Here is a 9,613-nt window from a genome sequence, read left to right as displayed (position 1 = left end):
GCCCGGGGAGGACATCGGCGGGCCGGGGAAGCCTCCGCTGTCACCGCCGCTGCCGCCGCCCGGGGCACCGTCCTCGTCGCCGCCGTTCTCCCCGTCGTCGCCGTCGCCGTCCCCACCGCCGTTGCCGCCACCGCCCTGGCCTCCGCCGCCGGCGTGGTCGCCGTCGCCGCCGGATCCGGAGCCGCCGAGCACCCGGCCACAGAACTCCTCCACGCGCGCGGCGCCCTTGGCGGCCTCTTCGAGGCGGCGGCGCTTCTCGCCCTGGAGCTCGCCGCTGCGGTAGGCGCGACAGGCGGTCACGACCTTGCGGTACCAGTCCCTGGCCTCGTCGGTGCGCTGCGGCTTCTCGCCGACGGGCCGGCGCGTGGGGCCGGTGGTGGGCTGGTCGCCGTCCGCCTCGGCCTCCGGCGGCGAGCTGCTCGCGGGCTCCCGCGACGGCTGGTCGCTGTCGGGCACGGCGGTCTCGTCCGGGGAGAGGTCCTCGGAGGGCTCGCCCGCGTCGTCGGACGGGGTGGCCGACGGCGCCTGCGGCGACTCGGCGGACGACGCGGACGTCGCGGGGCCCGGGTCGTCGTGTCTGCTGAACGGCGAGGGCAGCACGCCCGTGCCCGCGGCCACGGCGACGCCGCCGACCATGCAGGCCGCGAGCGCCGCGGCGACCCCGAACCGCACGGGGCGGCCCCAGCGGGTGGGCTGCGGACGGGCCCCGGCGCGGGCCAGACGCACGGTCTCGCCGGCGGCGGCCTCGTGGGCGGAGGTGGCGTACGGAGCGGTCCGCGACGTCATCCGCGTGCGCTGCGGGGCGTTCGCGCGGGCGGCCCGGAAGGCGGCCAACGCGGCGGCCTCGCCCGGGAGTTCACCGGGGTCGGTGGCGGACTCGGCGCGAGCGGTCTCGGCCCGGGGGGCGTCGGCGAAGGCGGCGTCGAGGAAGGCGGCGTTGGCCCCGCCGGGCGTGGTGGCGGGGTCGGGCGCGGCGCCGTCGGCCGCCGCCGTGCCGTCGGCGGACAGCGCGCCGAGCGCCTGGGCCAGCCGGTCGGCCTGCGCGCGTACGTGAGGGTCGACGCCTTCGAGGGGCTCCCCGCGCAGCAAACGTTCCGCCGCGTCGCGGTCCAGCCACTGATACTGCTCGTCGGCCATCACATGTCCTTCTGCGTCCGCGTACGCGAATGCGTCACACCGGCGGACGTCACCGCGCGCCCGCGCGGCTCTCTCTGAGGGGGTACGGCGCCCAGCGCCTCCGTGGGGTCGGCGCCCGCCGCGCCGAGCAGCTCGGCGAGCCGCTTGAGGCCCCGGTGGGCCGCCGTGCGGACGGCCCCGGGGCGCTTGCCGAGGGTCTGTGCCGCGCTCTTCGCGTCGAGCCCGACGACGACGCGGAGCACGACGGCCTCGGCCTGGTCCTGCGGGAGCTGGGCGATCAGGGCGAGCGCCTGGCCGGTGGCGAGGGACTCCATCGCCTCCGACGCGGTGTCGGCGTCGGCCGGTTTGCCGGTCAGCTCCGTCTCGTCGCCGCCTATCGCGGGGCGGCGGCCCCGCATGCGTATGTGGTCGAGGGCGCGGTTGCGCGCGATACGCGCCGCCCAGCCCCGGAACCGGTCCGCGTCGCCGCTGAACCGGTCAAGATCGCGCGCTATCTGCAGCCAGGCCTCCGAGGCGACGTCCTCGGCGTCCGGATCAGCGACCAGCGTGCGTACGTATCCCAACAGCCGTGGGTGCACGGCGCGGTACACAGTCCGGAACGCGGTCTCGTCCCCGTCCTGTGCCGCAAGCACCGCGGCGGTCAGCTCCGCGTCGTCCCCCAGCACTCTCTCAATCCTGCCACTCGGAGATCTGCGCCCGGCCCCGGCGCGAAGCAGCACGCTACGGCCTTGTCCGGGCCTACGTCCATGTTTGTACAACACGCAACTACCGGGTGACGGAACGCGGTGTGACAGAAAACGCACGCGCGGCGCTGAAGAGAGTACGGACCGCCCCGCGGTTCGTACCGTGTGCCGGCCGGGGCCTCTCCTGTGGGGGGTGGCGGCCCCGGCCGCGCACGTTCGGCGTACGGCCGCGGCCGGCTCCGGCCCGGGACGATGCGCGGCGCCCGGCGTGCCGCCCCTCCCGTCGCTCACTTCTTGAGGAGTCGGGCCAGCTCGTCGAAGGCCATTCTCCGGTGGTTGCCGGACAACTCGGTGTCCTTGGCCAGGACGGCCAACAGCCGGATGGCCTGAGTCCTGTGCACGCGGAGGTCGGCCATGTACAGGGCCGAGAGCACGCGGTAGATGCCGGGCAGCGTGCTGTCGGCGGCGAGGGTCCCGTACAGCCTTGAGGCCAGTTCCTTGTGCGGCTTCTGCTTGGCCAGGTGTTTGATCGCGTCCATACGGTCCAGGACGTCCAGAGCGGGGCCTGTGGTGAGACCGGTGAACAGTTCGACGGCGCGCTCGTCGCCGATGCGCAGGAGCAGTGTCAGGGCGGCCTGCAGCCGGTCCCACACGTCCGCCCCGGTGTCCGTGGCGAAGCCGATGAGCAGGTCGATCGCCCCCTCGGCGTGCTCGTCGAGGCATGCCAGATGTCCGGCCGCGGCTATCCTGTCCCACCCGCTCAGGGTGGTGTCCGCGGCGAACATGGTGAGCAGTTCGACCGCGCCCTCGGCATGGCCGTCGAGCCGCGCCAAGCCCCCGGCGGCCTCCATGCGGTCCGACGGCTTCAGGGTGGTGTCCGCGGCACAGGCGGTGAGCACTCCGGCCGCCCGCCGCGCGTGGCCGTCGAGCTGCGCCAGGTACGCGGCGGCCTTCGCCCGGTCCCACATCCCCAGGGTGGTGTCCGTGGCGACGGCGAGGAACGCCTTCGCCACGTCGTCCGTGTGCCCTTCCACCCCGGACAGGTCGGTGAGGGCCCGCACGCGGTCGTCGCGGCCCAGCGCGGGGTCCGCGGCGAAGGAGACAAGGAACGTGACCGCGTCCGCCAGGTGTTGGTCGAGTTGTGCCAGGGCCCAGGCCGCGTACACCCGGCTCTCGGCTCTCAGGGCGGTGTCGGTGGCGAAGGCGGTGAGGAGTGCGGCCGCTTCGTCGCCGTGGCCGTCGAGACGGGCCAGGAGCCCGGCGGCCTTCGTGCGGTGGCTGCCGTGCAGCGTCGCGTCCACGGCGAAAGCGGCGAGGAGCCCGGCCGATTCGTCCAGGTGTCCGTCCAGCCGGGAGAGCGCCCAGGCCGCGTGGACCCGCTGCGAACCGTCCAGGGCGGTGTCCGCGGCGAAGGCCGCGAGGCGACCGGCGGTGGTGCGGGGGAGGTTGGTCCGCAGGTGCGCCTGATCGGTGAGGAACCAGCAGGCCGCGGCCCTCCCGTGGGCCCCGAGATGTTCCAGCGCCCGGGTGGCGGCGGTCGCGACGTCATCGTCACGGCCCAGGAGCCCGTCGAGCAGGAAGCCGAGGTAGGACGCCTCGAAGGCCGGTGGCTTCGCGTCGTCGGCGGCCGGGTCACCGAGGTGCGGGAACACCTCGTGGAGCAGCTCGGCGCGCGCCTGCCGGTCGCGGGTGGCGTGCCGGGCCGCGTGGTATTCGAGCAGGGTCTGGTGGAGGAAGACGAAGTCGTCCCCGCGCTGGGCCACGAGTCCGGTGGGACGCAGCAGGTCGCCCAGGAACGACGTCCAGCGGGCCTTCGTCACCCGGTCGGGACGCCGGACGGGCACGTGAGCGGCCAGGATCTCGGTCGCGGGCGCGGTGTTGCCGTTGATCCTCTCATGGGCCAACTGGTCGACGAGCTCCGGCAGTTGGTCGCGGACCCCTTGCGCGGCCCGCTCTGCGGCCCGGTTGTCACGAGGGATCTGGTACTGGTCCTTCAGAGCGCGGATCGCGGCGTCATGGGTCCCGCGGATGTCCTTGTGGGCGTTCTGCTCGTAGAGCAGTTCGACGAAGGACCGGTACGTCGCGGTGCGGCCTTCGGGCAGCGGGCGGGTGGGGTCGGCCAGGTAGAGCCGGCACAGGAGGGAAGCGATCAGCGGGGTCCGCGCCAGGTCGTCCAGGCCGGACAGGCGGAGGCCCGTCATGAATTCGTTCAGGTGGAGCTTGGTGTCGGGAAGATCCGCGAAACACGCGCGGGCGTACGTGCGTACGTCGCTCCGCGTGAAGGGCCGCAGTTCGGAGTAGGCGGTGCACGGGCCGAGGCGGAAGAGTTCCCCGTCCGGCAAGGGGCGGGTCGTGACCACGAACCGGTACACACAGGGCTGTTGCTCCGCTTCCAGAGCCAGCCGCTCCAACAAGGCCGTCCGGGCGTTCTGTTGGGGCACCTCGTCCAGGCCGTCCACCAGAACGAGCCACGGCACGCGAGGGAGCGGCCGACGGCTGAAGAAGTCCGCGGTGAGCGGCTCACGCAGCCCGAGGGGGCCGAGTTCCTCGGCCACCGCCGTGGCGATGGCGTCGGACAGGACGGGGCCCGCGGCCAGGGTGGTGGCCCTGACGAGAACCGGGACCGCGTGGCCCGCCTGGGCGGGGCGGCGCGGGGACATCCAGTGGGCGGCCGCGTCGGCGAGTCGGAGGCGCAGCAGCGTCGACTTGCCGCCGCCTGCTCCGGCCACCAGGATCCGCAGGGGTGCCTCGTCGTCGAGAACGGGCTCGGCGGGGAACCGCCGAGCGGTCTCCGGGGGCATGTCGGGGGGAGGGTCGGGAGTCTCGCCGCGGTGGGTACCGGGCCGCAGGGCGGTGACGTTCTGGCGTACGTACACCCTGGCGAGCGGAGGCGGGGCCGACCCGTCGCCCGGATCGGGGTACGGGTGGCGCCCCGCGGCGCGCGAGGCGGCCCGGAGATAGGAGTCGAGCCGCGACGCGCGCGGAGCGGCGTGCTCGCCTCCGGCCCTGTCCCCCTGCGCCGGTGGCGGTGCGTAGAACGTGACCTGGTCGGCGTGCCCGTAGAAGGCGACGTGGTCCGCGTGACCGACCGCCAGGCCTCCGCCGAGGGCGGTGACGGCCGTGTGGGCGGTGATGTGCGGGGCTTGGTCGTGCTCGGGCGCGCTCAGCCCTGGGGCGGGCCCGGCTGCGGAGGGTTTCCGAACGTGACGTCTCCCATGCGCAGGGCCGCCGCGGAACCGTGGTCGGCGCGGATGTGCACGTTCCCGCCGACCGACTGCCCCTCTCCCGCCACGACCCCACCGGGAGCGGTGTGCTCACGGAGCAGGGCGCGCAGAGCCTCGGCGGCCTGGCCCCGCTCCTGCTCCCCCAGGTCCGCGAAGGCGGTTTCGAAGCGCACCTGCCACACGGCCTCTTCGCGCAGCCGCAACCGGTCCGCTTCGTCGTCGCCGGCACCCGCCAGCGCGTTCGCACTGCGGTCCAGGCGATCGAGCTCCGCACTCACCCGCTCGTCGTCCCCATGACCGAACCAACGGGCCACGGCCTGCTGGAACCCCTGCCACGTACTGGTCCCGGCGGCCTGCACCACCGCCGTGCCACCCGCCGCTGCCAGCGCCGTCAACGCCTCCGTCAGCATCCACCGCCCCCCGTCCGCTCAGCTCCCGGGATGCCGCACCGGAACAGAAACGGCACCCCCATCAAAGTACGTCGCCGAAAGGCCGTTGCCCCCTGGATCGGCACCACGAGGCACGACCGCCTCCCGCGCACCGGCTTCCCGCTGCGCACGCACACGCATGTGCGCGTGGCGCCACGGCCGCAGCCGCTACCGTGAAGCCATGACCGCACTGCCCGACTGGATGCGCCCGCCTCGCGCGGAAGGCTGGTTCGCGGAGGACCTGGACCATCTTCCCGAGGCACCGCGCCACACCGAGCTGATCGATGGAGCCCTCGTCTTCATGATGTCGCCCCAGCGGTCCTGGCACGGCCGTCTCGTCACCGCCCTGACCACCGCCCTCATGGCGCAGGCGCCGGCCGGCACGGAGGTCGAGCGGGAGATGACGATCCGCCTCGACGCCCGCAACCGGCCCGAGCCGGATCTCCTGCTGACGGTCCTGCCCTACGACCCCGACCGCACCTGGTACGCCCCCGACGACGTGAAGCTCGTCGTGGAAGTCGTCTCCCCCGAGTCCGCCCACCGCGACCGCACGGTCAAGCTCCGCAAGTACGCGGAGGCCGGCATCCCGCACTACTGGTGCATCGAGGACGAGGACGGCGCGCCCGCCGTGCACGTGTACGAGCTCGACGAGCCGACGGGCGCCTACGCTCCCGCGGGCATCTTCCGGGGCACGCTCCAGCGGCCGCTCCCCTTCGAGATCAGACTCGACCTCGACAAACTCACGCCTTCGCCGAGCTAGCCGGGGCGCCCGGCGCTCTTGGCGTGCTTCTTGTTGTTGCTCTGCTTGTTGTTGCTCTGCTTGTTGTTGCTCTGCTTGGCCTTGGCCTTGTCGTGGCTCTTGGTCTTCTTGGGCTTGGGCTTGGAGGGCTTCTCGGGGTTGGCGTGGTCCTTGCCCTTCCCCGCCGCCTTCTTGTTCTTCTTGTTCTTCCTGTTCTCGTCCTTGTTCTTGGGGGTGTTGTCTTCCCTGCCCTGCCCCGGCCCCCTCTCCGCATCCGCACCCGGCGACGCAGGCCGCGGCTCCGTCGAAGGCCCCGGCGTCCTCGGTGCCGACGGAGCCGGGCGCGTGGGCTCCTGGGAAGGCGCCGCGTCCCTCGATGTGCCCACCGCTGCCAGGGCCGCGCCGCCCAGGAGGCCGCCGGCCAGAGCCACGCCTCCGGCCGCCCGCAGCGAGAGGCGGACGCGGCGGCGGGCGCGGGGGCGCCAGTCGTCGCGGCGGCGGGTCCGCGCCCGGTGCGCGCCCCCGTCCCGCGCCGCGCGGAACGCCGCCACCGCGTCCCGCTGCGCGTCCCCCGCCGCTCCGGCCCCCGCATCGGACAGCACCGCCTCGCCCAGCCGGTCGCCGAGCGCGGCGAGGGCGGGGGAGTCGGAGGGGCGCGGGCCCCGCGTGCGCTCAGGGCCCGACGCGTTGTCGGCGTTCATCTCGACTCCCCCAGCGTGCCGGGCCCGTCATCCGTCACACCGTCGAGGCCCAGCCGCTCGCCCAGCTTCTTCAGTCCCCGGTACGCGGCCGTCCGTACCGCCCCGGGCCGCTTGCCGAGGACCCGGGCCGCGGCCGGGCCGTCCAGGCCGACGACCACGCGCAGCAGCACCGCCTCCGCCTGGTCCCGCGGCAGGGCCGCGATCAGCCCGAGCGCCCGCTCGGTGGAGATCGCCTCCATCGCCGCCGCCGACGTGTTCTGCGGGCCGGGCAGTTCGAGCATGTCCTGTTCCAGTGCGGCGGGGCGCGGCCGGGCCTTCTGGCGGCGCAGATGGTCGAGGGCCCGGTGCCGGGCGATCGTCGCGGTCCAGCCGCGGAAGCCCGCACCGTCCCCGCGGAACCGCCCGAGGTCCCTGGCGATCTCCAGCCACGCCTCGGCGGCGACGTCCTCGGCCGTCTCGCCCTCCCTGCCGACGAGTCCGCGCAGATAGCCGACGAGACCCGGCTGGACCAGGCGGTACGCGACCGCGAAAGCCGCCTCGTCGCCCTCCTGGGCCGCGGCGACGGCCCTGCCCAGCTCCTCGTCGTGCGCCCGCGCGCGACGGGGTTCCCCACCCTGGCCCAAGTCGTTCCCATCCGGCCGACGCGGCACAGTTCACCGTGCCCGTGCCCCTACGGTCACCAGCGTCACCGGGCGCCGAAATGTCACAGTGCACAGCCGTACGCCCGCACGCCGGGAGCCGGTCGGGGAGCTCCCGGAGGACGGGTCACCCCGGACGGCCGGGTCACACCTCGAACAGCGAACCGCCGCCCGGCCCGTCCGGGCTGATCCGCGAGATGTCGATCGTCCGCGACGCCACCGGTGCCACCGCGTCGACGGGTTCGTCGAAGGCGGACATCCGCATCGTCATCGTCCGCGCGCCGTCCCGGCCGAGGCCGCCGTCCTCCTCCACACGGACGGCGAGGACGTACGGCGTGCCTTCCGCGGCCACGTACAACGTCGTCTCCTGACGGTCCTCGCTCTCGACGACCGGGATGACGCGCTTCCCGTAACGCCGCGTCTCCGGCAGGGCCTTGAAGGACTCACCGTCCTCCGGCTCCGCCTGCAGCTGCCCGGTGAACCTGTCGAGGTCGCAGTTGTTCACCGGCATCGACGCGCCCGGGGCGCCCGAACCGGTCGGGATCTTCAGGTACTTGCCGCGTGCCATGTCCGTGCGCTCCCGCACCCGCGCGGCGGTCTCGGGGCCCTTCAGGGCGCCCGAGTCCCGTATCGCGTCGAGCGACGCGTCGGTGAACCGTACGTACGTCGCGTCGCCCGCGATCATGATGAGGTCGCCGCGCTGGGTGGGGCCCGCGTCGAAGGTGCCCGTGCAGTTGCTGTGGCGGTCCATGTGCAGCGAGACCTTCTGGCGGCCCCGCGCCGTGGCCATGTCGACCCCGATGCGCACCGAGTCGGCGTCCTTGAGCAGCCGCATGCCTTCGACGGCGAGCTGCCTGCCGCGCACCTCGTCCTCGGGGACGCTCTCCTCGTGGGTGGCCCCTTGGTGGGTGACCTCCCCGAACCTGCCACCCGAGTACGCCGGCGCGCGGTCCGTGCCGCAGGACGCGAGCGCGCCCACCGCCAGACAGAGCGCGGCGGCCCGCACCCACCGGCCGTTCACGCGCGCCCTCGCCCCCGCGCCCGCCCCGCTCCGGTCCATCACGGCATTCCTCACGGCATTCCCCACGGATATCCCCACGTCGATCCCCACGGCATTCCCCGGCCAAAGCCTCATCCGCGACCCCCGGCCACAACTGTCACATGACCCAGCGCAGGCGGGCGCCCCGGCGTCACACCTGCGGCGTGCGGGATACATCACGCGACATATCACCCCCGCGACTACAACCGTTTGTTCGATCGGTCAGTCGTACGCAGTCGCTTGGTTCACCTGAAATTCACTGAGGGGTGGGGCACTTGAGCCCGCGTAAACCGCGTGAGATATCGCGTGAGAACGCGCGTGAAAAGGCACGTTCCGCACGTTCCGCACATGCGTACAGACCACTGAGCCTCAAGCGCAGGGCGTGGCTGACCATCGGTGCCGTCGTCCTGGGAGGCGCGGGCGCCGTGACGTACGCCATGGCCGACCCGGGCCCCGGTGACGGCTCCGGCGCCGATCCGCGCGCCAAGCGCCCCGCGCGCGTGCACGACCTCCCGCTGAAGGCCGACGGCGCGACGAAGCGGGGGCTGCCGCGCACGTCGACCGAGCAGTTCTCGCTCCTCGGCGTCTCGTGGAGCGGCGCGACCACGGAGCTCGACGGCACCGCGCAGGTCCGCACCCGGGCCATCGGCTCCGACGCGTGGAGCGGCTGGCGGGCCCTGGACCTGGAGCCGCACCCGGCGGAGCGGGCGGAGGCGGGCACGCGCGCCGCCTCCGATCCGCTCTGGGTCGGCCCGTCCGACGGCGTGGAGGTCCGCGTCGTCGCGGCCGACGGCACGGCGCGCGACGAGCTGCCCAAGGGCCTGGAGGTCAACCTCGTGGACCCGGGCGTGACGTCCAAGGAGGCCAGGAACCCGGCCCTCGACGGCGGCACCGACGCGCCCGGCACCGCCCTGTCCCCCGCCGCCTTCGCCGCCGAGGGCGAGTCCCCGGCGCCGACCGCGTCGGACCCCGCCGACCCGGTGGAGACCCCGTCCTCGCCGGTCCCCACGGACCCCGCCCCGAC

8 protein-coding genes and 1 pseudogene are annotated in these 9,613 nt (G+C 74.0%); 2 read left to right on the top strand and 7 right to left on the bottom strand.

What is annotated here, in order from left to right; all coding sequences use genetic code 11:
* From AOK22_RS41490 to AOK22_RS18610, 4 genes are all read right to left on the bottom strand, one after another.
* The coding region (locus AOK22_RS41490) for a hypothetical protein (RefSeq protein WP_055699803.1) at positions 1 to 1,137 on the bottom strand (1,137 nt) is incomplete at its 3' end.
* On the bottom strand, positions 1,137 to 1,802 hold the full coding sequence (locus AOK22_RS18620) for an RNA polymerase sigma factor (protein WP_055699802.1): 666 nt from the start codon (positions 1,800 to 1,802) through the stop codon (positions 1,137 to 1,139). The genes AOK22_RS41490 and AOK22_RS18620, both read right to left, overlap by 1 nt.
* A 305-nt stretch (positions 1,803 to 2,107) precedes the next feature.
* Positions 2,108 to 4,621, bottom strand: coding sequence for an NACHT domain-containing protein (locus tag AOK22_RS18615; protein WP_167357856.1), 2,514 nt, complete (start codon positions 4,619 to 4,621; stop codon positions 2,108 to 2,110).
* Between the two features lie 362 nt (positions 4,622 to 4,983).
* Positions 4,984 to 5,454 carry a hypothetical protein gene (locus AOK22_RS18610; RefSeq protein WP_055699800.1) on the bottom strand — a complete coding sequence of 157 codons (471 nt, stop codon included), beginning with the start codon at positions 5,452 to 5,454 and terminating at the stop codon, positions 4,984 to 4,986.
* A gap of 199 nt (positions 5,455 to 5,653) precedes the next feature.
* Between AOK22_RS18610 and AOK22_RS18605 the strand changes: the two genes are divergently transcribed.
* Positions 5,654 to 6,232, top strand: coding sequence for a Uma2 family endonuclease (locus tag AOK22_RS18605; RefSeq protein ID WP_055699799.1), 579 nt, complete (start codon positions 5,654 to 5,656; stop codon positions 6,230 to 6,232).
* On the opposite strand, the gene AOK22_RS18600 is transcribed toward AOK22_RS18605, so the two are convergent.
* The 3 genes from AOK22_RS18600 to AOK22_RS18590 all read right to left on the bottom strand — a co-directional run bounded on the left by AOK22_RS18600 (position 6,229) and on the right by AOK22_RS18590 (position 8,610).
* Positions 6,229 to 6,912, bottom strand: coding sequence for a hypothetical protein (locus tag AOK22_RS18600; RefSeq protein WP_055699798.1), 684 nt, complete (start codon positions 6,910 to 6,912; stop codon positions 6,229 to 6,231). The two genes, AOK22_RS18605 and AOK22_RS18600, sit on opposite strands and share 4 nt — an antisense overlap.
* On the bottom strand, positions 6,909 to 7,535 hold the full coding sequence (locus AOK22_RS18595) for an RNA polymerase sigma factor (protein ID WP_055699797.1): 627 nt from the start codon (positions 7,533 to 7,535) through the stop codon (positions 6,909 to 6,911). Before AOK22_RS18595 ends, AOK22_RS18600 begins: the two co-directional genes overlap by 4 nt.
* 160 nt (positions 7,536 to 7,695) lie before the next feature.
* Entirely contained in the window at positions 7,696 to 8,610 is a 915-nt protein-coding gene (locus AOK22_RS18590) for a hypothetical protein (protein WP_055699796.1), read from the bottom strand.
* 404 nt (positions 8,611 to 9,014) lie between these two features.
* Between AOK22_RS18590 and AOK22_RS18585 the strand changes: the two are divergent.
* A pseudogene (locus AOK22_RS18585) lies at positions 9,015 to 9,613 on the top strand (hypothetical protein); the annotation flags it as partial.

Source organism: Streptomyces silaceus, from assembly GCF_001419745.1.
GTDB classification, from domain to species: domain Bacteria; phylum Actinomycetota; class Actinomycetes; order Streptomycetales; family Streptomycetaceae; genus Streptomyces; species Streptomyces silaceus.
Note: the sequence above shows the minus strand (reverse complement) of the source record. Positions and strands in the feature narration are given on the sequence as shown.